Here is a 21,090-nt window from a genome sequence, read left to right as displayed (position 1 = left end):
TTGCACAGCCGGCAGGCGGGGAAACCCCGCCTGCCCGACAATGGCGGATTGGCCTCAGCAGCGCTGCGCGCAGCGCGATGCCGGCCCCAGGCTTTGCAGACACCTTCCATGGCGATCCCTTTTATTTCCGCTTTGACAACCACCTTGCGCCGCGCAGCGAGCGTCCTGCCCGTGCTGGCGCGGCGCCTGCGCCAGTGGCTGGCCGCGCGCAGCAAAAAGCAATGGCTGCTGGCGGTGGCGGCCTTGCCAGTCCTGCTGCTGCTCTATGTGCTGCTGCTGATTCCGCTGACGCCGTCGATCGGCGATATCCAGAAAAACAAGGTCGAGGCGCCCACCCAGCTGCTGTCGGCCGACGGCAAGGTGCTGGCGCAGTACAAGCGCTCCAACCGCGAATGGGTGGCCCTCAAGGACATCTCGCCCAACGTCATCAACGCGCTGATCGCGACCGAAGACCACCGTTTTTATGAGCATGGCGCGCTCGATTGGCGCCGCACCTTTGGCTCGGTGCTGCACACGGCCATGGGCCGGCCCCAGGGCGGCTCCACCATCACCCAGCAGCTGGCGCGCAATATGTTCCCCGAGGAAATCGGCCGCGCCCGCTCGCTCAACCGCAAGCTCAAGGAGGCCGTGACGGCCTACAAGATCGAATCGGCCTACACCAAGGACGAGATCCTGGAGACCTACCTCAACACCGTGCCCTTTCTCTACAACGCGTTTGGCATCGAGATGGCCGCACGCACCTACTTTGACAAGCCTGCCCAGAAGCTGAGCGTGCTCGAAGCTGCCACCCTGGTCGGCATGCTCAAGGGCACCAGCTACTACAACCCCGTGCAAAACCCCGAGCGGGCCCAGCAGCGCCGCAACACCGTGCTGGCGCAGATGAACAAGCACGGCAAGCTCAGCGACCAGGATTTCGAGACCTTCAAAAAACGCGGCATCAAGCTGGATTTTGAGCGCCAGGACGAGGCCGTGGGCATGGCGCCGCATTTTGCGCAGGCGCTGCGCAAATGGCTGATCGAATGGGCCGATGCCAACGACTACAACATCTACGCCGATGGCCTGGTGGTGCAGACCACCATCGACTCGCGCGTGCAGCAATGGGCCAACCAGGCCGTAGCGCGCCAGGGCCGGCAGTTGCAGGTGACGGCCAATGGCCTGTGGAGCAACCGCAACCAATGGACCGCCAAGAACCCGCTGGTGCAAAGCTTTGTGCGCGAAAGCGCCGTCTACCGCCAGGCGGTGGCCGATGGCCAGGACAAGGACGAAGCGCTGCAGCGCCTGTTGGCCGATGCCGACTTCATGGCCAACCTGCGCCAGGACAAGGTGCGTGTGCAGGTGGGCTTTATGGCGATGGACCCGCGCAGTGCCCATGTGCTGGCCTGGGTGGGCAGCCGCGACTTTGCCATCGACCCGTTTGACCATGTCTCGCAAGCGCGCCGCCAGCCCGGCTCCACCTTCAAGCCCTTTGTCTATGGCGCGGCACTGCAGGACGGCGCCTTGCCCAGCGACCAGCTGATGGACGAGGCTGTGCGCATTCCGCTGGGCGGCGGTCAGTTCTGGCGCCCCACCGATGGTGGCCCGCCATCCGATCAGCCGATGACCCTGGCCGATGGCCTGGCCTACTCCAAGAACACCATCACCGCCCAGGTGATGGCCAAGGTCGGCCCTGCCAAGGTGGCCAAGCTGGCGCGGGCGCTGGGCGTGCGCGACAGCAAGCTTGAAGATGTGATGTCGCTGGCGCTGGGGACCAGCCCGGTCACCTTGCAGGAGATGGTGACCGCCTATTCCACCCTGGCCAATGGCGGCGGCTACCGCGCGCCGGTCATGGTCACCCGTATCAGCGACCGCGACGGCAAGGTACTGGCCGAGTTTGAGCCACCCCAGACCGAGCTGGCGCTGGACAGCGGCGTGACCTATGGCTTGATCGACATGATGCGTGGCGTCATCACCAAGGGCACCGGCCGGGGGGTGGCGCGCTACGGCGTCAGCGGCGACTGGATCGGCAAGACCGGCACCACGCAGGACAATGCCGACGGCTGGTTCATGCTGGCGCACCCTGACTGGGTGGGCGGCGCCTGGGTCGGCTTCAACGACAGCCGCGTGCAGCTGAACGACTACTGGGGCCAGGGCGCCCACAGTGCGCTGCCGGTCGTCGCCGAGGTGGCCGCCGCATCGCAGCGCGCCAAGCTGGTGCAGGCACAGGCCCGCTTTGAGATGCCGGCCGAGAACAACACCTTTGTGCAGCGCCTGCGCAGCTGGATGCTGGGCTTTGGCGACAACAAGCCAGCGGTCGATCCGTTTGAGCAACCGCCTGCAATGCAGCCGCTGCCCGATCGCGGCAACCCCGGGGATGCGCCTGTGATCGACGACCCCGAAGCGCGGCCGATAGGCCAGAGCGGCGCGGGCCCGCGCGGCCCGAGTGGTGAGGGCGACTACCCCGTCTTCCAGAACAACCCACCGCCAGCGCAGCAGCCGCAAATGCCCGCGCAGCGCCCGGCCGATGCGGGCCAGCCGCAACCCGGTGTCGTGGTGCCTGGCCCATCGTCCAACCCCGTGCCATCCAACCCGGCACCGGCGGCACCGGCCTTCCCCGGTAGCGCCAGCGCACCTCAGAGCCAGCCGTCGGGCAACCCACCGCCGATTGAGCGCGGCGTGGTCGTCTCGCCGGTGTCATCCGGCAGCGTGGGCCAACCGGTGCCCACGGCCGATGGCGGCATGGTCTGGCGCCGGGCGGCGCCGTCTGGCGCGGCGGCCCCGCAGTCCGGCAATGCAGGTATTGCGGCCAGCGAGATCAACTGATCCCATTGCCCAGTTTTTAAGCAGTTTTAAGGAGTAAACCATGGTCTTCAACCACCGCCGCCAGACCCGCTGGCAATGGATGCGCGCCACATGCCTGGGCGCTGCCATGTTGGCATCGACCGCCGCGATGGCCGTGGACAACCCCGATACCCCCGACCGCCTGGCCGCCTTCGAGCAGCGCATACAGCCGCTGGAGGCCGCCATCGGCAACCAGAACACGACGGCAGACATGCTGCGCGCCAGCAGCGCCTATGCCAAGCAGCTCGATGTGGAGCTGAACCAGATCTACCGCGAGCTGATGGTCAAGGTGGGCGCCGCTGGCTCGCAAAAGCTGCGCGCCGCGCAGCGCAACTGGCTGAGCTTTACGACCACCGAAGCCGCCTTTATCGACGGCACCTGGAACGCCAAAGACTTTGGCAGCTCCTCAGCGCTGTCGCGCAGCGAGTACCGCAACAGCCTGACCAAGGCGCGCATCGTGCAACTGCTGGGCTATCTGCGTTCCTATCCCGAATGATGGATGTGAGCGGTCACTCTTCAATGACTTCATGCACACCGGAGCTTCCACGCTTCCAGTAGGCCGCTGCCTTGGTCCATTTAGGGTGGGCACCATGCTCGGCAATCAGCGCTGCACGCAGCGCCTTGGCGGCCGTCGATTCCAGCGCCACCCAGTTGTAGTAATCGCCGGCAGGCGCATCAATCTGGCGCAAAGCCGCTAGCAGCCGCTCGGCATCGCCGGCCGGCTGGCCCTGGCGGTGCACCCAGTGCACCTGCAGATCGGCAGCGCTGTCCAGTTTTTGCTCATCGGCCGCGTCATTCACTTCCACCACCACCACCGCCTGGGTGCCGGCAGGCAGCTCGCGCAGGCGGCGCGTGATCGCTGGCAGCGCCGCATCATCACCAATCAGCAGATGCCCATCAAACGCCGTGGGCACGATAAAGGAGCCGCGCGGCCCCGCAATCCCCAGCGCATGGCCACTGGCCGCCTGCAGCGCCCAGGCCGTGGCAGGGCCGGCCTCATGCACCGCAAAGTCAATCGTCAAGGTCTGCGCCTGCGCATCGTAAGAGTGGGGCGTGTAGTCCCGCATCGCCTCGCGCATCGCGGGCGGCAGGCCTTCGCTGCCGGGTGGCGGCAATTGCAGCTCGCCATTGGCATCCGGAAACAGCAGCTTCACATGGTCATCAAAGCCCAGGCTGCTGAAACCCGCCAGGTCGGCACCCCGCAAACGGATGCGCAGCATATGCGGCGTCAGCTGCTCCACCGATTCGACAGTGGTACGGCGCAGCTTGATCTCATGGCGCGCCCGCTCAGGCGCACGCGCAGCCAACAGCTCGGGGGAAGGGGAAGTGGGAAGGCTCAGTTGCAAGGGCATGGTGTGTTCAATCCGTTTCTAAGATATATCTTTTATCTTAAATGAGAACCATTCCTGCGGCTAGGGCGGGGTGGCAATCCCTGGTTGGGGTGTGGCTATGGCGGGGGTGGGGTTGCGAAAGGGTGGGGGGTGTGCGCAAAGACTGTAGGTATGCAGTGATGCGACGGTTTGCGGATGGGATGCAGGGCTTCAATGGCTTGGGTGGCTCCCTAGTTGAAATTCAACAGGCAGCGTGACTCGGCAACGAGGACTTACTGGGGCTTTCGCTAAGCAATGCTGCTGGCCGCAGGCCTTGTTGTCTTCAACCACCATCACTACTGCTGAGTTTGAACGACGACCACGATGCATTCGCTTCCACCGACGTCAACAGACTTGCGCCATGCATGCTTCATGTTTGAGACAGCGCAGAACTCGCCGTATGCCTTTGAGGCGAGTTCTTTTCGAAGTGCGGGAGTCAACGCAGGAAGCGCGCCAGAAGGCATATTTGAACACCAGGTTGATATGAATCCTCGATAGTTGCTGTGACTTCCCTGCGCTACGTGGGTAGCACCTTTGTAGGAAACGATGTAGGTGTACAAAGGCATCAACGTACTTTCGTTCGGTGGCGGGGAGCGCCTAATTGCGCACGAGCCGTAAACGGCCACTCATGGCCGAACTACGACTTCGGACGCGAGAGAATGACAAGCGCAAGCACGCTGTCGCGGAACTCGTAATGCACCCATGCATCGACACGTTCGTGCGGTACCCAGGACGTTTTGAGGCCTAGCTGCGGCCCAAATTCTGCCACGCATCTAAATCACCGCTTCTGGCCGGTATGCGGCCGTGAAAGGCTGCCCTCAGGCGACTGCTTAAGGCTGATCTGAGTCGTTCATGGCCCAGCGCCTGGGCGGCAGCAACCGCCAATTCCAGACATTGACCTGCTACCAGGTCAGACGTCTGCTATGCGCCTCAAACCGGAAGCTGGCTGGATCGCACTGCGCCAAACAGCCTGAACGGCAGCTCTCGTAAACCCCGAACCGGAGTAGCTGACGCTGAACAGTTCATTGCATAGCATCGGCAAAGTCGCCAGTCGATGTGTCAAGTCCTTCACTTGTCGGCCCGCTCATTGGACAGACTATATTGGTCGTTCAACTGTGATTGGTCGAAAGCAATCTCCATGCGTGTCACGCTTGCCGTCAAAAATCTAGCCTTCGCTGCACTGATGGCATCGCCTGTGGCGCTTTCTATCGGATCTGGGTGGTCTGCTTTGATTGCTCCTAGTGGCACTAAAGAGCCTGCAACAGCTTGGGTGCTGATTGCGCTTGCATCGATGGCAATGACAATCAATCTTCACCTTTCGTATTTACGACCTGCGCTATACGCCAAGCTCCATGACAAATCAATGGAAGGCTACAAGCATGCTTCTGGGATTCCACTGATTGGATCAATCCTTGCAGCAATTGCGGTTTTAGTTGCCTGGGGAAAGCTGTTGGTAGCGGTCGCCAGCTTGGTGATTCTTTTCGCCGACACAGGAAGCGTTGTTTGGTTGTTTGCAGCCCTTGCGCGTGACAGATCCTTTTGGAGCGAATCGAAAAACGCTTGACTCGTTGCGCGAATTCCGGGCCTGCTGCTGAGCGCCAACGCTGAGAGACCGCTTTCTAAACCGCGAACGACAGCTCCTGACCAATAGGCACCAGCAAGAGACTAAAACACCGCAGCCACCCGCTTCACTCACAGCCTCCAGGAAATTGCTCCCCAGCCTGAGTGCAGCGCAGCACCCATTACCCCGCGTTTAACCCCGCATAAAACCCCCGCGTAAACGCCTCCTCAAACACCGAATACCCCGACCAATCACTGTGCGCAAAATGCAGGCGCCCGGTGCTGGGGGTCGGCAGGGCTTGGAGGCGTTCGCCGTTGATCAGCGCTGGGCGCTTGGCGCTGCTGGCAGGTTGGCCGATGCGGCTCAGCACGGTCTGGGTGCCGGGGCGGGGGATGGCCATCGCGTGGCCGTAGCGCATGACCTCGACATGGGTGATTTTTTCGTAGATGTCGGCGTGCGCGCGGGCCAGGGTGGCCAGGGTTTGGTCGCGTGCGGCTTCCCAGGTTTGGGCCAGCAGTTGCTGGCGGGCGCTGCGGGCGCTGGCGCCGGGCTGGTTGCCGCCTAGCGCGCGGTAGCAGGTCAGCACGGTGGGCAGTTGCTGCATTGCATTCAGGCGCTGGTGGCCGGCGTTGACGTAGCCCAGGCCGCCGTGGGCCACATCGTCGTACAGCACATTGTCCCAGGCCAGTTCGGCGCCGGGGCGGTCGCGCAGCGGCGCGCGGATGTGGACGTTGGTTACCTGCCAGGGTGCCCAGTCCAGCGCCTGCACGGCGGCGCGCAGAAAGTCGGGCGGGTCTTGCACCACATGGGCCGCGATAAAGGTCGGCAGTGCGACGATGCAGTGCGCGGCCAGCCAGCGCTGCATGCTTTGGTTGGCGTGGTTGAAGCTGTCGATCTCCACACCTTGGCGCGTCTCGGCAATCCGCATCACCGTGTGGCCGCTGTGCAGCCAGCCGGCGGCCTGCACCGGGGCCGTGAGCTGCTCGCTGAGCCAGCCATTGCCTTGCGGCCAGGTCAGCACGCTGTCATGCGCATCGTCCGCCGTGCCTGGCGCCTGAAAGCCGTGGCGGCTGGCAAAGTAGTGCAGGCCGGCCCAGGCCGATACCTGGGCGCAGCCGGCGCCAAAGTCGTCCTGGCAGGCATAGTCCAGGTACCAGCGCAGGTGCGGGTCGTCCAGCTGCTGCTGGGCCAGCCAGGTGTCAAAGCGGATGGCATCCAGCGCCTGGTGGGCGGGCGCCAGGCCGCCTGGGGCGTGCCAGCTGCGCATCGTTGGCATGCTGAAGGGCTGGGCGCGCATGGCCTGGTCCACCAGCTGGGCAAAGCGCTGGTACTGGGCCAGGGTGCTGGCGGCCACGTCCTGCGTGGGCAGCAGGCCTTCCTGCCATTCGCCGTGTATAAAAAGGCGCTCCTGCGGGCTGAAGCACAGGTACTCGTCCTGGTACTGCCAGCGGCCGGCCACGCGCTGGCGCACGCCCTGCTCTTCGAGCAGGTCCTGCACCTCGGGGGCGTTGTCACCAGGCACCGGAAGGTAGTGGGCGCCCAGGGGGCAACGCAGGCCCTGCACGGTGCCGCCACGGCTGTTGCCGCCGGCCTGGTCTTCCAGCTCCAGCAGGGCCACATCGCTGGTGCCTGCCAGCCGCAAGGCGCGGGCGGCCGACAGCGCGGCTATGCCGCCGCCGGCAATCAGCACCTTCACGCGGTGGATTCGGCTGGGCGCGGGCAGCGGCAGGCCTTGCGCCAGGCGGTCGCGCATCGCATGGCCGCGCTCCCAGGCCTGGCCCACAAAGCCGCCTTGGATATGGGCGGCGCTGGTGCTGGGTGGCGCGGGCTTGCAGCCGGCCAGCGCAGTGCTGCCGGCCAGCGCGGCGGCGCCTTTCAGGACAGAGCGGCGCTGCATCACTGGGCGGTCCGCAGTGGGCAAGGGTGGCAGGCCATCATGTCAGTGCGCCACCTTGCCCCATTCGCGCTCATAGGTGTGCACCAGCACCTGGTTGGACAGGCGGTTCACCTCGGTCGGCACCCGCGCCATGTCGGGCGGAAAGTCAAACAACAGCGGCAGGCTGGGCAGGCTCAAAAAACGCATGCCTTCGGGCAAGGTGCTCGGCAGGCTCCAGGGCCGGCGGCTGGCAATCACAAAGCCCCATTCGCCAAAGCTGGGCACATGGGCGTGGTAGGGCGTGGCCTGCATGCCCACCGATTCGACGGTGGTCACCACGGTCCAGAAACTCTCGCGCGCGATCAGTGGCGAGGTGGTCTGGATCACCGCAAAACCGCTGGCCGCCAAATGCTGGCCCAGCATTGCGTAAAAGCTGTTGGTGAACAGCTTGCCCACCGCAAAATTGGTCGGATCGGGGAAGTCCACGATGATCACATCGAACACCTCGTCGGCCTTCTGCAGCCACTGGAAGGCATCGGCATTGATGATGCGCACCTTGGGGTCGTTCAAGGCATTGCTGTTGAGCGCCTGCATGCTCGGCACGTTCTTGAACAGGTTGGTCATCTGCGGGTCCAGCTCGACCAGGGTCACCGATTCGACCGAGGGGTACTTGAGCACCTCGCGCACGGCCATGCCGTCGCCGCCGCCAAACACCGCCACCTTGCGCGGCGCGCCAAAGCGGCTCATCACCGGGTGCACCAGCGCCTCGTGGTAGCGGTATTCATCGCTCTGGGCAAACTGCAGGTTGCCGTTCAGGTACAGGCGCGCGCCGCGCTTGCCCTGGGTCACCACAATGCGCTGGTAGGGCGTGGTGCGCGCCAGCACAATGGGCTCCTGGTAGAAGTGGTCCTCGGTCAGCGATGTCAGCCGCTCGGCACCCACCAGGCCGCCCAGTAAGGCGGCAATCACCAGGCCGCAGGCCAGCACATGGCTGCCAAAGCGGCGCAGCTCTTCCTTGAAGAGAAACAGCGCCCATACTGCCACCAGCGCATTGAGCAGGCCAAACACCAGCCCGGTGCGGATCAGCCCCAGGTGCGGCACCAGCAGCAGCGGAAAGGCCAGCGACACCGCCAGCGCGCCCAGGTAGTCAAAGGTCAGCACCTTGGAGACCAGATCGCGCAGCACCACATTGCGCTTGAGGATGCGCATCACCAGCGGTATCTCCAGCCCCACCAGGGTGCCCACCACCAGCACCGTGCCATACAGCATCCAGTGGAAGGCGCTGGGCACATAGGCGTTGATGATGGACAGCACGGCAGGCAGGGCCCCGCCCACCAGCGCCACCATCAGCTCGATGCGCAGAAAATGCGCCGGCAGCTCGCGCACCAGGTAGCGCGACAGCCAGGAGCCGATGCCCATCGCAAACAGGTAGGTGCCGATGATGGTGGAGAACTGCAGCACCGAATCGCCCAGCAGGTAGGACGCGAGCGCTGCTGCGGCCAGCTCGTACAGCAGGCCGCAGGCTGCCACCACAAACACGCTGAACAGCATCGCCACTTCCAGCGGGCTGGCGCGCCGCACCTCGCCTTCCGGCAGGGCAGCATGGCCAAACTCCAGCGCGTCGCGCGCGCCCAGGGGGCTGCCCGGACTGGGGCTGGGGGATGCGTTGGCAGAAGGGGTGGCGGGGGTGGAGGTCGACACGGGCGGGAGCTGCAGAAGCCGTGCAGGGCGCGCAGGCGCCCGCAGTGTTGGCTGAAAAAGAGAAAAAAGACAGGGCGCCCGCGCACAGGCCAGGCGCCGCCAGCGTGGCAATAGGCGGCTGACAGCTATGGCCATCAGCGCCCGCGCAGGCGCAGAGCTAGCCGATCGCCGCTGCCACGATGATGCTGATGCCCAGGCTCATCGCCGCCACCACCACGCCCAGCGCGAGGTTCTGCTTTTCCACAATCTCGGCCCACATGTCCACGGGGGTGATCTTGTCGATGATCAGAAAGCACAGCCAGAAGACCACAACGCCCACCATGGCGAACAGGATGGAGCCAAAAAACGCCGCAGGGCGGAACCATTCCAAATCCATCACAACTCTCTCCTTCGTCAAAAGCGCGCCCTTATCGGGCTGTGCGCAGTGCTGTTGCCAGCGATTGTTTATTTGTGGCTGCCGCCGGAGCTGTAGCCACCCCATGAACCGCTGGACGACCGGCCGCTGCCCGTGCTGCTGCTGCACTTGCTCACATAGGTCGGGTCGGCGGCCAGTTTGCGCCGCTCCAGCGCAGTATCGCAGCCCTTGGGCCACAACCAGATGAGCAAAAAGAACAGCAGGAACAGGCCAATGATGACCGGCATACAGCCGAGCTTGGGCACCGTGAAGCTGCTGGTCTCGGGTTTGAACAGCGCCACCTGGTCGCCCATGCCAAAGGCCGATGCCACCGACTCGGGCGTCATCTTGCGGCCCAGCGACCAGCTCAGCTCGCGCGGGCCCTGCTCCAGGTTCAGCAGCTGCGCGCCATCCTTGCCCCGGGCAAAGTCCACATTGTCGGTCTTGTCGCCCCGGGCCACCGGCCAGTAGAACTCGCCCAGTACATAGGTGGTCTCGGCGCGGTAACGCGATTGCAGCTGGTAGGTCTGCTGCTTCCAGGTCGCCGTGCTGCGGCCTGCGCGGTAGTCGGGCGCGCCGGTCAGGGTCTTGACCAGGCTCCAGCCTTCGCTGCTGTTGACCAGGAACTGGAAGCCCTGCTGGCTGTGGTAGAGCAGGTACTCGTCCCAGCCAAAGTATTCGTCGTCATCGGGCTCGATGCCGATGCGGTGCTGAAACCCCACCAGCTGCCATTTGCTGCCAGCCAGGTTCGCTATCTTGCCCAGCGGCACCAGAGGTTTGACCGGGTCCTTCTGGATGGCGGCGCGCAGCTCCCCGCCAATGCCTTGCGACACATCGATGAGCGAGCCGCAGCTCGGGCAGGTCAGCGCCTGGGTCGTGTCCAGCTTGATATCGACCCGCGCCGCGCAGCGCGGGCAGTTGAAGTGCCGGCCCTCGTCCTTCTTGTTGGACGTGGTCTTCAGCCCTGCAATCTTGAGCGCGCCCAGCAGCACCGGCGCGCCCAGGTAGACGGCGGGCGGGTTCTCGCTGTAGTCGATGGACAGCACCTTGTCGTCCTCGGTGCGCAGCTCCACCACGGTAAAGGGCTTGCCCAATTCGGGCTGGTGCGGCATCTCGCCCTCGGCCGCCATCAGCTGGGCCAGTACGACGCTGGTCACGCTGTACTGCACGCCGCTGATCGCAATGCGCTGGCCCGGTTGCCAGCGGTCGGCCGGCGGCAGGTTCTTGGTGGCGGCCTGGCTGGCGCGGCTCAGCACAAACTGGCCATTGTCTTCGCTGATGACAGCGGTCTCGCCGCTGTCGCCCAGCGCCATCCACTCGTTCCAGCTGCCGGTCTCGCCCTTGTACTGCAGCCGGCCCACCAGGCGGAAGCCCTCGGGCTTGCCCTGGCTGCCCTTGGCGAACTGGCCGGTCTGGTTCAGCTTGAGCGGGCTGTAGTCGTTGAAGACCTCGGCCATCTTGCCGATGCGCTTCAGGATATCGCCATTGCGCACGATGGAGCTTTGGCAATACGGGCAGACAGCGAAGGCGGACTGGGCGCTGGCAAATTCCACAGGTGCACCGCAGCCCGGGCAGGGCGCCGTATAGCTGCGTTGCTGGTCCGTCGTCATAGGTCGTCTGGCTTGTTATGAAGGTGTTATGGAGGCGCCCATTCGGCAACCGCACCGCATCATAGCGCAGGGCTTGGCGCGCGGGCCGCCAGCGTGCGACTGGCGGTATTAGCCAGGCCTATGGTTTTTTTAGCGAGGATTCATTGGCTTTTGCCATTGCTAATAAATATCATTTACAGCACTGCCATCGATTTATTGCAAGAAAGAGCCCGCCATGTCCTCCATCCGCCGCAGCCTGCAGAACAACCGCCAAACGCTGAAGAAGACCGCCAGCTACTACCTGATCCACATCACGGTCGCCGCGATGGTGGCGTACGCCGTCACCGGCAACCTGATCGCCTCGCTCACGCTGAGCCTGCTGGAGCCCACGGTGCAGGCCTTTGCCTTTTTCTTCCATGAAAAGGCCTGGCAGCGCTGGAATGCGCGCTCAGCTGCCGCTGTGGCAACCGCGCCCGTAGCGGTGCAAGCCAGCTGACAGGCCCCCTGACAGCAGCGGCCGGATGTGCGACAGTAGCGCATTGCCGCTACCCACAGGATGCACCGATGACCCCCTCCATTTCACGCAAGCGATTGTCCCTGGCCGCCTGGCCCACGCTCTGTGCCGCCGTGCTGGCCTTGCAGGGCTGCGACGTGGTGGCGCCCATTGGCAGCAATGCCGTGCTGTCGGACCAGGCCATTGCCGAGAAAACCGCCAACTACTTCAGCAGCACCGAGGCGCATGTGCAGGTCTTCGGCTTTGACCGGCAGCGTGAATCGACGCGCTACCAGGCAAGCTTTCAAGGCAACAAGTACAACTGCTCGATCTACATGAACCAGGTGCGCTGCGACCCGGCTGGCCAATAAGCGCAGCCCTCAGCTGCGCAGCGCCTCATCGTTGGCGCGCAGCAGCGGCGCCGGGTTCGGGAAGATGTCCTGCCAGACCGGTGCAAAGGCCTGCTCGCCGACACCGGGCGCATCGCTGAAGTCGGGCAGGCGCAGCAGGCACAGCTGCAGGTGCAGATGGGGCAGCCACCAGCCGTTCTCTGCAAAGTCGCCCAGGTGGGCAAACTCGCTGCCTGCGGCAATCTGATCGCCCGGCTGCCAGCGCCGGGCCGATGCATGGCTCAGATGCCCCCAGATGCTGAAAAACTCTGGGTGCGCAGGGCCCTGGTGGCGCAGCACCAGCATGCCGCCGTAATCCAGCCGGATATCACGCACCTCAGCCACCACCACCTCCGCGGCCAGCGGCAGCCGCAGCGCGGTGCCCGCTGGCGCAAACAGGTCTACGCCCAGGTGGCAGTCGCGCATCGCGCCTTCCAGCCGGGTGGATGCGTAGTTGCTGCTTTGGTAGACACAGCGCTGCTCCATCCAGTGGCCCACACCCATGTCAAAACCCTGGCGGTTCTGCAGGGCCTCGTAGGCGCGGATGGCACCCTCGCGGTCCATGCTGGCGCTGGCGGCGGCCACGGCAGAGTCAGCGTTGCGAAAATCGACGTGGCCCATGCGCGCCTGCGCCAGGCCGGGCATCAGCCCACTCCAACTGCCGCGCTGCTGCGCCACCCAGGCATGGAAGGCAGCAGCCTCCGGCACGGCGCTGAGGCCGCTTTGGTGGCGCGCAATGGCCTGGGCGATAGGGTCAGTCTGTGTGTCGGCGGAGGTCATGGTTGTTGGAGTTGGCAGTGTTGCTCTATGGTATCGGCCAGCGCATGCTGGTTCTGCTCGCGCAGGCGCGCCACGGCGCCGCGCATGTCAGCGGGGCGCTCGTCCTGGCCGAGCTTGAACTTGGCTTCACAGCGCGCCACCGGCATCTCATAACCCACAATGCCGGGCAGGCGCCGCTCCAGGCCGCCGGGGCCCAGCTCGCTGCTGTCCCATGGGCAGCCGCGGCCGCGCTCCATGTGGCCCACCAGGTCCTGCAGGTGGGCGACCAGTTCATCTTCTTGCAGCATGCGCGGGGTGCCATGCAGGTGAACCACCTGGAAGCCCCAGGTCGGCGCGCTGTCGCGATGCGGGTAGTGGGGGTACCAGGACGGCGAGATATAGCTGCCCGGGTCCATCAGGATGGCGATGCTCGGCAGGCCCTGGCGCAGAAAGCGCACATGGTCGCTGGCCGATGCGACGTGCGACACCACCGTGCCCAGCGCGCCGCGCGTGGTGTCGAGCCGGAACACCGGGTGGGACAGCGCCACGCCTTCGCTGTGCGGCGTGACCAGGGTGCCCAGCACCACGCGGTCGACCAGCTCCTTGATCTGCGCGGGCTGCTGGGGTTGGTAATAGGGTTTGGTGTAGAGCATGAGAGGGGCGAGTCAGAGATATATCAGGCGTGGACGGGGGGCAGGCGCTGGTCCCAGGGCAGCGCCTGCTCCAGCTGCGCGGCCAGCTGCAGCAGCCGGCTTTCTGCGCCATAGGGGGCGATGAACTGCATGCCCATGGGCAGGCCGCTGGCGCTTTGCCACAGCGGCACGCTCATCGCGGGCACGCCGGCGGCATTGGCCGGGCGGGTGAACACGGTGGCATCCATGAACTCCTGCATGAAGTGCTGCGCATCGGGCTGGCGCACATCCAGCGCCTGCAGGCCCTGGGGCAGGGTCGGCATCACCGGGCAGAGCAGCAGGTCATAGCGGCCAAACATCTCGCCCAGGCGCCGGGCGATGCTGTTGCAGGTATTGCGCGCGGCCAATAGCTCGACAGCGCCCAGGCGCCGGCCCTGCTCCGCCAGGCCCAGGTTCACCGGTTCAAAGAACTCCGCCGTCGCTGGCCTGCCGGTGCTGCGCACCAGGTCATCCACCTCCAGCGCGGTGTAGGCGGCAATGATGCGGCTGAAGGCGGCGGCCAGGTCGGCGTGCGAGAAGTTCCATTGCGCCTCTTCGGTCACATGGCCCAGTTCCTGCAGCAGGCGGCGGCTGTCCTGCAGGCCTTGCAGGATGCTGCTGTCCAGCGCCTGGCCCGGGCCTGCCTCCTGCAGCACGCCAATGCGCAGTCGCCCGGGCGGGCGCAGCAGCGCCTGGCTGAAGTCTTCCGCCTTGGCCGGCGCTGCATAGAGCGAGCCGGGCTCCAGCGCATCGCTCAGGTCCAGCATCAGGGCCGAGTCGCGCACGCTGCGCGTCAGCACATGGTGGCTCACCAGGCCGCCCCAGTTCTCGCTGGAGACAGGGCCGCAGGCCACGCGGCCGCGCGAGGGGCGCAGGCCAAACAGCCCCGTGCAGGCCGCCGGTATGCGGATCGAGCCCGCGCCGTCATTGCCATAGGCCAGCGGCACCATGCGGGCGGCCACTGCGGCGGCCGAGCCCCCCGAGGAGCCGCCGACATTGTGCGCAGCACTCCAGGGGTTCAAGGTGCGGCCATGCAGGCTGGGCGCGGTCGCCACATTGGCCGAGAACTCGGGCAGATTCGTCTTGCCGACGATGACCATGCCCGCCTGCTGGTAGCGGCGCACCAAGGTGTGGTAAGTGGCCGAGACGTTGCCCAGTGCCGCGCGCGAGCCATACGACATCGCTGCGCCCGCATAGCTGGGGCAGTCGTCCTTGAGCAGCACCGGCACGCCGCGCAGCGGCGCATCGGCCGGCAGCTGGCGCAGCTGCTCGTCTGCCTGCGCGCGCATGGTCAGGATCACGGCATTGAGCTGGGGGTTGCAGCGCTCGATGGCGTCAAAGGCATGGTCCACCGCGGCCTGCGGGGTGAGCGCACCAGCGCGGATGGCCTGGGCCAGAGCCGTGGCATCGGCATGGCGGTAATCGGTTGCAGAGAAAGACATACAGGGTGTGAAACGCAGCGATCGGAATGCGGAGAAAGCGGCATGCGCGTGGCAGAACCAGAGCGTTTTGGCCACGCGCGCGGAGGTTGGCTTAGGGCGCTGCGCGGCTCACGCCCCAGAAGCGGTGCGTGCCGGCAGGCCAGCCCTTGTAGCCCTTGATGCTGGGCGCCATCGCGGTGACGACGGGCAGGTTGTACAGGCCGATGATCGGCACCTCCTTGGCCATCAGTGCATGGAGCTGGTTGAACAGGTCCTTGCGGCGGGCCGGGTCGCGCTCCATCGCCACCTGCCTGAGCAAGGCCGAGGCCTGCGCATCGTCCCACTGGCGGGTGGGCTCGGCCTTTTTGTCGCCAATCAGCGATTCATACATCAGCAAGGGGTCCAGCCGCGCCGAGTAGGCAAAGATGGCCAGCTCGTACTGGCCCTTGCCATACAGATCCAGCTGCGAGGCCCAGTCGCGCACCTTGATGTCGATATTGATGCCGGCTGAGCCCAGCAGCGCCTGCAGAATGGTGGCCAGCTGCACGCGCTCCTGGCGGTTGGCCACCAGCAGGCTGATGGGCTGGCCCTTGTAGCCCGCCTGCTTGGCCAGCGCGCTGGCGCCCACCGGGTCATAGCCGGGCCAGGCCTTGCTGCGCTGGTCGTAGTAGGGGCTCAGCGGCGATATCACCGAGGGGTTGGCGGTAAACAGGCCCTTGCCGGCGGCCTCGGCCACATCGGGCAGGCTCAGCGCCTTGGCAATGGCCTGGCGCATGCGCACATCCTTGAGCGCGGGCGCCTCGGTCTGCACCTGCAGCACCACCCAGCTCGGGGTGGGCTGCACCTCCACCTGCACGCCCTTGCCCTTGAGCTCCTTGATGGTGTCGGGGTCTACATCGTCGATCACATCAAGATCGCGCGAGAGCACGCCGTTGGAGCGGGTGCTGGCATCGGGCACGGTCACAAAGCGCAGGGTGGCAATGCTGGCCTGCTTGTTGCCGGCATAGCCATCGCGCGCGCCGGGCAGCGCACTGTAGTCGGCAAAGCGCTTGAGCTCGGTGTAGCGGCCGGTCTGCTTTTCGGCAAAGCGGTAGGGGCCAGTGCCGATGACCTGGCTGACGCTGCCGTTGGCTGTTACCGACTCCGGGTGGATGATCCAGGGCGTGCACTGGATGGTGGCCAGGGTCATCAGGAAGTTGGGCGCGGGCGCCGAGAAGCTGAAACGCACGGTTTGCGCATCGACGGCCTTCACCTCCTGCAGCGCCGGGCCGATCTTGCCGTTGTAGCGGTTGATGCACTGGAAGTTGGTCTTGGGATCGAGGTAGCGCTTGAAGTTCCACACCACATCGGCGGCCGACAAGGTCTTGCCATTGTGAAAACGCACATTCGGGCGCAGCTTGAAGTCGTAGCTGGTGCTGTCGTCATTGGCTGTCCAGCTGCTGGCCAGCATGGGCTTGACAGTGAGGTCCTCGCCATAGGCGACCAGGCCCTCGACCACATGGGCCATCACCATGTCGGAGTTGGCGTCGCGGTTGACACCGGGGTTGACGCTGGCGATATCGGCATGCAGCGCCACGCGCAGCATATCGGGGGCGCCGGCGGCCTGGCTGTGGGCACTGAGCGCGCAGGCTGCAACAAGCAGCGCGGGCGACCAAAGAGAGCGGCTGGTGGGCATGGTCTTCCTTGTGGTGGTGACGTTGGCGTGGGGGCTTGGGACAGGGGCTTACAGCGGGGCGGCTTGCGGCGCGCGCAGGCACTGCTGCAAGAAGGCCTCGACCGGCTCGATGACCTTGAAGGGCTCATGCGCAATGCCGGGCACCGTGTCGCGCTGCACGCGGATGCCATGCGCGGCAAAGCTGTCGGCCAGTGCGGTGATGCGCTCGATGCGGTTGTCGCCCTGCAGCTGGGCGCCATCCATCCACAGCGCGCTGTCGCGCGGAATGGTGATCTCCCAGGTGGCGGTGTCCGCCGTGCCGATGATGGTCTGCACCGTCACCGCGCGCATCGCCGCCAGGTTGAGGCTGCGGCCAAAGCGCTGCTCGATGTCGCGCACGCCCACCCACCAGTCGTAGTCGGTGTTGAGCAGGGTGACCACGCCCGGCGCGCCGATCGACACGGCATGGAGGCGCTCCGGGTGCAGCAGAAAAAAGCGCTGGCTGAACTGCCCGCCGCCCGAGAAGCCGTAGAGCATGAAGCGCTCGCTGCGCACGCGGTACTTGGCCGCCACCTCGTCAACCATGGACAGCAGCACCTGGTCATAGCGGATGCCATGGAAAAGAATGCGCTTGTAGTTGGCCAGGTCGCCCGCCACGCCAATGCCGGCGGGAAAGAGCGGCGCCAGCACGATGCAGTCATTGCGGTCGGCAAAATCGGCAAAGCGGTCGCGGTACTGGCTGGCGGTGCGGCCGGTGCCGTGCACGATCACCGCCAGGTCATAGACCTTGTCCTCGCTCTCGCTGTAGTTCTTGGGCACGTAGAGGCAGTAGCTGAAGCGCTGGTCGTACTGGCTGGCAAAAAAGGTGGTGGCGCCAAAGTCGTAGTAGCTCAGCTTGATGCCGTGGCCCTGGCGGGCGGGAGAGGATGACATAAGAGGACTCCTGGAAGGTTGCTGAATTTTTAGGCAGGGCAGGCGGCGCTGTCTGCAGGGGCGGTGGCGCGGCCCTCGGCATGGCGCCAGCGCAGGTGCACGCCGCCATCGGGCGTGGCCTGCAGCATCGGGATCGCATCGAGCAGCTGGCGCGTATAGGGGTTCTGCGGCTGGTCAAACACGGCATCGCGCGTGCCCTGCTCGGCAATCACGCCGCCCTGCACGACGATGACCCGGTCGGCAATCTGCTCGACCACGCCCAGGTCGTGGCTGATGAACAGGCACGAGAAGCCATAGCGCTGCTGCAGCTCGGCCAGCAGGTCCAGCACCTGGGCGCGCACCGTCACATCGAGCGCGGAGACCGCCTCGTCGGCAATCATCAGCGCCGGGCGCCGCACCAGCACGCGGGCAATGGCCACGCGCTGGCGCTGGCCGCCCGAGAGCTCATGCGGGTAGCGCGTCGCAAAATCGCCGCCCAGCCCCACATCGGCCAGCGCCTGCTGCACGCGCTCGCGCTTGTCGCTGGCGCTCAGGCCCTCGGCCATTCGCAGCGCCTCGGCCACCAGCGCCTGCACCGTCATGCGCGGGTCCAGCGAGGAGTACGGGTCCTGGAAGACCATCTGGCAGTTGTAGCGGTAGTCCTTGAACCCTGGACTGCCCGGCCGCAAGGGCTGGCCCTTGTACAGCAGGCTGCCACTGGTGGGCTGCAGCAGGCCCGACAGGATCATGCCCAAGGTCGTCTTGCCCGAGCCCGATTCGCCGACCACGGCCACCACCTCGCCGGGGAAGATATCCAGGCTGATGCCCTTGAGCACACGCGCCGGCGCCCCCTTGCGGAACCAGCGCTGGCGGCCGCCAAACTCCAGCACCAGGTCGCGGGCCGACATCAGCGGCGCCGTGCGGTCGATCTGGCGCGGCGCGCGGCGCTGGGGCAGGGTGCGCAGCAGCTGGCGCGTGTAGTCATGCGCGGGGGCGGCCAGCACCTGGGCGGTGGGGCCGGTCTCGACGATGTCGCCTTGCTTCATCACCACCATGCGGTCGGCGTAGCGGGCCACCATCGGCAGGTCATGGCTGATCAGCAGCACGGCGGTGCCGTTCTCACGGGTCAGCTCCAGCATCATCTCCATCACTTCGCGCTGCACCACCGCGTCCAGCGCCGTGGTGGGTTCGTCGGCAATCAGCAGCGCCGGGCGCAGCAGCATGGCCGAGGCGATCATGATGCGCTGGCGCATGCCGCCCGAGAACTCATGCGGGAACGCGCTCAGGATGCGCTGGGTATCGCGCAGGCCGACGCGCTCCAGCATCGCATGGATGCGCGGCATGTGCTCATTGCGCGCCTGGGGCAAGTGCATGCGCAGGCCTTCGAGCAGCTGCTCGCCAATGCTCAGGGTGGGCGTGAGCGAGGTCATCGGCTCCTGGAACACCATGGCCACGCGCGGGCCGCGCACAGCACGCAGCTGGCGCTCGTTCATCGCATAGAGCGACTGGCCGTCGAGCAGGATGCCGCCGCCACTGCGGCTGATGGCATGGGGCGTGAGCCGCATCACGGCGCGGCTGAGCATGGTCTTGCCCGAGCCCGATTCGCCGACGATGCCGACAATCTCGCCAGCGGCCAGCTGCAAGGATGCATCGCGCACGACCTGCTTGCCGGGGCCGGCCGAGAGGCTCAGGTTCTGGATCTGCAGCAAGGCAGGGGATGTGGTCATACGCGCCTCCGCATGCGTGGGTCGAGCCGGTCGCGCAAGGCGTCGCCCAGCAGGTTGATGCCCAGCAGTGCCAGCGAGATCGCCAGCCCCGGGAAAATCGCCAGCCAGGCCGCCTGGCTGACATAGGAGCGGCTGCCCGCCAGCATGTTGCCCCAGGTGGGCGCCGGTGGCGCGACGCCCAGGCCCAGAAAGCTCAGCGAGCTCTCGGCCAGGATGATCCAGCCGCACATCGAGGTGGCCATGACGATCACCGGGGCGATGCAATTGGGCAGCACATGGCGCAGCAGGGTGTAGGTCTCGGAGTTGCCCATGACGCGCGAGGCGCGCACAAAATCACGCTCGCGCAGGCCCAGCACCGTGCCGCGCACCACCCGCACTACCGACGACGCATAGGCCAGTGCCAGCGCGATGATGATGCCGCTGGCACTGGCGCCAAACACCGCCAGCAGGCCCAGGGCCATCAACAGGCCCGGGAAGGCCAGCAGCGCATCGTTGATGGCCATCAGGATGCGGTCGGGCCAGCCGCGCAGGTAGCCGCTGAGCGCGCCGATCAGCACACCAAAGAAGGTGGCCAGAAACACGGTGCTGATGCTGATGCGGATGCTGGTGGCAGTGCCACGCATCAGGCGGCTGAGCACATCGCGGCCCAGCTCGTCGGTGCCCATCCAGTGCTGCCAGCCGGGCGCTGCCAGGCGGGTCTTGAAGTCGAGCTTGAGCGGGTCATACGGCGTCCAGAACGTGGCCAGCAGGGCCACGGCGACCACCACGGAGACCAGGCCAGCGCCCAGCCAGAAGGAGAGGGAGCGGCGTTTCATGATGCGGCCACCCTCGGGTCGAAGATGGGATAGAGCAGGTCCACAAAGAGGTTCACCAGGACATAGATGCTGGCGATGAAGAGCAGGCAGCCCTGGATCAGCGGGTAGTCGCGGGCAAAGATCGCATCGACCAGCAGCCGGCCCAGGCCCGGAATGGTGAACACGGTCTCGATCACCGCCACCCCGGCGAGCAGGTTGCCCAGGATCAGGCCCAGCAGGGTCCAGGTCGGGCCAAAGGAGCTCTTGAAGGCATGGCGCAGCATCACCGTCATCTCGCTCAGGCCCTTGGCGCGGGCATGGGTGATGTAGTCCAGGTGCAGCACTTCCAAGGTGGAGGCCCGGGTCATGCGCAGGATCACGCCGATCTCGTGCAGCAGCAAGGTGGTGATGGGCAGCACCAGGTAGAGCAGTGCTTGCTGCGGGTTCTCGCCAAAGGCGACAAAGCCGACCACCGGAAACCAGCCGAGCTTGAGCGCAAAGAACATCAGCAGCAGCAGCCCCATCCAGAACGCGGGCAGCGACAGCAGCAAGGTGGCGGTGGCGACCAGGGCCAGGTCGGTGAGGCGGCCTTGGCGCCATGCCGCCAGCATGCCCAACGGCACGGCCACCAAGGTGGCCAGCAGCACGGCAGGTAGCACGATCTGGGCGCTGACGGCAAAGCGCTGCCAGATCAGCGCGGCGACGGGTTGGCGGTTGGAGATGGACTGGCCCAGGTCGCCCTGCAGCACATGGCCGGACCAGACCAGGAACTGCGTGGGCAGGCTGGCGTTGAGGCCCAGCTGCTCGCGCAGGGCCGCCAGCGATGCGGCATCGGCCGAGTCACCCAGCATCAGCGCTGCCGGATCACCGGGGATCAGGCGCACCAGGATGAAGACGGCCAGTGCCACGATCACCAAGGTCGGAATCGCCATGCCGATTCGGGTGGCAGCGAATTTCCACAT

18 protein-coding genes are annotated in these 21,090 nt (G+C 65.7%); 5 read left to right on the top strand and 13 right to left on the bottom strand.

Features of this window, described 5'->3' with window-relative positions; genetic code table 11:
• Positions 1-108: 108 nt before the first annotated feature.
• Both MJ205_RS19975 and MJ205_RS19970 read left to right on the top strand, forming a co-directional pair.
• Positions 109-2,799, top strand: coding sequence for a penicillin-binding protein 1A (locus tag MJ205_RS19975; protein ID WP_239810049.1), 2,691 nt, complete (start codon positions 109-111; stop codon positions 2,797-2,799).
• A 40-nt stretch (positions 2,800-2,839) separates the two neighbouring features.
• Positions 2,840-3,313: a lysozyme inhibitor LprI family protein gene (locus tag MJ205_RS19970; RefSeq protein WP_239810048.1), complete on the top strand. Its 474-nt coding sequence runs from the start codon at positions 2,840-2,842 to the stop codon at positions 3,311-3,313.
• 13 nt (positions 3,314-3,326) lie between these two features.
• Here the strand turns inward: MJ205_RS19970 and MJ205_RS19965 are convergent, their stop codons facing one another.
• Entirely contained in the window at positions 3,327-4,169 is an 843-nt protein-coding gene (locus MJ205_RS19965) for a siderophore-interacting protein (RefSeq protein WP_239810047.1), read from the bottom strand.
• 1,156 nt (positions 4,170-5,325) lie between these two features.
• Between MJ205_RS19965 and MJ205_RS19960 the strand changes: the two genes are divergently transcribed.
• Complete coding sequence (locus tag MJ205_RS19960; RefSeq protein ID WP_239810046.1) at positions 5,326-5,751, top strand: hypothetical protein; 426 nt, start codon at positions 5,326-5,328, stop codon at positions 5,749-5,751.
• 178 nt (positions 5,752-5,929) lie between these two features.
• On the opposite strand, the gene MJ205_RS19955 is transcribed toward MJ205_RS19960, so the two are convergent.
• The 4 genes from MJ205_RS19955 to MJ205_RS19940 form a co-directional block, all read right to left on the bottom strand.
• Positions 5,930-7,645 carry an NAD(P)-binding protein gene (locus MJ205_RS19955; RefSeq protein WP_239810045.1) on the bottom strand — a complete coding sequence of 572 codons (1,716 nt, stop codon included), beginning with the start codon at positions 7,643-7,645 and terminating at the stop codon, positions 5,930-5,932.
• A 42-nt stretch (positions 7,646-7,687) separates the two neighbouring features.
• Positions 7,688-9,175, bottom strand: coding sequence for a polyamine aminopropyltransferase (locus tag MJ205_RS19950; protein WP_239812805.1), 1,488 nt, complete (start codon positions 9,173-9,175; stop codon positions 7,688-7,690).
• Positions 9,176-9,482: 307 nt separating this feature from the next.
• Positions 9,483-9,701: a DUF350 domain-containing protein gene (locus MJ205_RS19945; RefSeq protein ID WP_021027983.1), complete on the bottom strand. Its 219-nt coding sequence runs from the start codon at positions 9,699-9,701 to the stop codon at positions 9,483-9,485.
• A gap of 68 nt (positions 9,702-9,769) precedes the next feature.
• On the bottom strand, positions 9,770-11,329 hold the full coding sequence (locus MJ205_RS19940; RefSeq protein ID WP_239810044.1) for a DUF4178 domain-containing protein: 1,560 nt from the start codon (positions 11,327-11,329) through the stop codon (positions 9,770-9,772).
• A 214-nt stretch (positions 11,330-11,543) separates the two neighbouring features.
• On the opposite strand from MJ205_RS19940, the gene MJ205_RS19935 reads away from it, so the two are divergent.
• Both MJ205_RS19935 and MJ205_RS19930 read left to right on the top strand, forming a co-directional pair.
• On the top strand, positions 11,544-11,804 hold the full coding sequence (locus tag MJ205_RS19935; protein WP_239810043.1) for a DUF2061 domain-containing protein: 261 nt from the start codon (positions 11,544-11,546) through the stop codon (positions 11,802-11,804).
• A 68-nt stretch (positions 11,805-11,872) separates the two neighbouring features.
• Positions 11,873-12,172 (top strand): hypothetical protein, encoded by a 300-nt coding sequence (locus MJ205_RS19930; RefSeq protein WP_239810042.1) that lies wholly within the window; start codon positions 11,873-11,875, stop codon positions 12,170-12,172.
• A 9-nt stretch (positions 12,173-12,181) separates the two neighbouring features.
• Here the strand turns inward: MJ205_RS19930 and MJ205_RS19925 are convergent, their stop codons facing one another.
• The 8 genes from MJ205_RS19925 to MJ205_RS19890 form a co-directional block, all read right to left on the bottom strand.
• Complete coding sequence (locus MJ205_RS19925; RefSeq protein WP_239810041.1) at positions 12,182-12,970, bottom strand: peptidoglycan DD-metalloendopeptidase family protein; 789 nt, start codon at positions 12,968-12,970, stop codon at positions 12,182-12,184.
• Entirely contained in the window at positions 12,967-13,602 is a 636-nt protein-coding gene (locus tag MJ205_RS19920) for an FMN-binding negative transcriptional regulator (protein WP_239810040.1), read from the bottom strand. Before MJ205_RS19920 ends, MJ205_RS19925 begins: the two co-directional genes overlap by 4 nt.
• Before the next feature lie 23 nt (positions 13,603-13,625).
• Entirely contained in the window at positions 13,626-15,062 is a 1,437-nt protein-coding gene (locus tag MJ205_RS19915; protein ID WP_239810039.1) for an amidase, read from the bottom strand.
• A gap of 91 nt (positions 15,063-15,153) precedes the next feature.
• Positions 15,154-16,716 (bottom strand): ABC transporter substrate-binding protein, encoded by a 1,563-nt coding sequence (locus MJ205_RS19910; RefSeq protein WP_239810038.1) that lies wholly within the window; start codon positions 16,714-16,716, stop codon positions 15,154-15,156.
• A gap of 48 nt (positions 16,717-16,764) precedes the next feature.
• Positions 16,765-17,628 (bottom strand): alpha/beta hydrolase, encoded by an 864-nt coding sequence (locus tag MJ205_RS19905; RefSeq protein WP_239810037.1) that lies wholly within the window; start codon positions 17,626-17,628, stop codon positions 16,765-16,767.
• 29 nt (positions 17,629-17,657) lie between these two features.
• Positions 17,658-19,334 (bottom strand): dipeptide ABC transporter ATP-binding protein, encoded by a 1,677-nt coding sequence (locus MJ205_RS19900; RefSeq protein WP_239810036.1) that lies wholly within the window; start codon positions 19,332-19,334, stop codon positions 17,658-17,660.
• Positions 19,331-20,149 (bottom strand): ABC transporter permease, encoded by an 819-nt coding sequence (locus MJ205_RS19895; RefSeq protein ID WP_239810035.1) that lies wholly within the window; start codon positions 20,147-20,149, stop codon positions 19,331-19,333. The genes MJ205_RS19900 and MJ205_RS19895 overlap by 4 nt, the downstream gene beginning before the upstream one ends.
• Positions 20,146-21,090: an ABC transporter permease gene (locus MJ205_RS19890; protein ID WP_182326223.1), complete on the bottom strand. Its 945-nt coding sequence runs from the start codon at positions 21,088-21,090 to the stop codon at positions 20,146-20,148. The genes MJ205_RS19895 and MJ205_RS19890 overlap by 4 nt, the downstream gene beginning before the upstream one ends.

This window comes from Comamonas sp. B21-038 (assembly GCF_022387135.1).
GTDB lineage: Bacteria > Pseudomonadota > Gammaproteobacteria > Burkholderiales > Burkholderiaceae_C > Comamonas > Comamonas sediminis.
The sequence above is the reverse complement of the archived record's forward strand: the minus strand, read 5'-3'. Positions and strand labels throughout refer to the sequence as shown.